Origin of the sequence: Actinomadura sp. HBU206391 (genome assembly GCF_014323665.1) — a bacterium.
GTDB lineage: Bacteria > Actinomycetota > Actinomycetes > Streptosporangiales > Streptosporangiaceae > Actinomadura_C.
The window spans coordinates 1-917 of the sequence record NZ_JABVEB010000569.1; the positions used below are offsets into that span (position 1 = coordinate 1).

Consider the following 917-nt stretch of genomic DNA (forward strand, 5'->3'; position numbering starts at 1 on the left):
CTTGTGGCGGCCAAGGCCATTTCCGAACTCGGTGATTACGTGGGTCTGTCGGCTCTGCTGCTGCTGACATACGCTGGCACCGGTTCGGTATTCGGAGCGGCCGCTGTGTATGCGGCGCATTCGCTGCCGGCTCTCCTGGTGGCCACGGTGTTCAGCGGTTGGCTCGACCGACCGTCCCGACGGGCGGCGTTGGTCGTGCTGGCGATCGCCGGCGGCGCGGTTCTCGCCCTTCCACTGGCCGTTCCGAAGGCCGCGGCCGCTGTCGTGGCGGCGGGCCTGCTCGGGGGCATACGCGCCGCTTACCGCGGGGTCCATACGGCGGTCATCGCGGAATCGGTGCCGGGCTCGTTGCGGCTGCCGTTGTTCGGCCTATCGTCCACCGCCCACCTATCGGCTCAGGTCATCGGTCTGGCGGGGGGCGCCGGCCTGACGATGGCGATCGGCGTGCGGTGGGCGCTCACCGCCGACATCGCATCGTTCGTGCTCACCGCTGCGATAGTGGCCACGCTCCCGATCGCCGGTGAACGCGCGCGACGTCCCCGCCCACCGGCCTCCTACGGCTTTCGGATCATCTGGGCGCAGCCCACGCTGCGCGTACTCGCGCTCACCACATGGACGACGTTCACCTGCTCTGCTCTGCCCGAGACGGTCGCCCCGCAAGTCGCTGCCGGTCCCTGGCTGCCCGTGGTGCTCGCCTCCTCCGCCGCCGGCGGCGCGGTCTTCACGTTCGCCCTGGCTCGCCACCGGTTCCTTGAGGATGTCGCCAACCAGTTCAAGCTCGCCGCGGGACTCGGTCTGGCATTGATGACAGGAGGCGGACTGCTGCTCATCAGCGCGCCGGTATGGGCCATCGCACTCGTCAACGCCGTGGTAGGGGCCGCAGGCGGCTGGATAACGGGTGCCCAGGTCACGTTCAC

1 protein-coding gene is annotated in these 917 nt (G+C 69.5%); it reads left to right on the forward strand.

The window, feature by feature from the left end; translation table 11 throughout:
- Window positions 1-105: 105 nt before the first annotated feature.
- Window positions 106-917 (forward strand): MFS transporter (locus HKK72_RS39465; protein WP_222721709.1); only part of this gene is annotated, 812 nt, incomplete at its 3' end.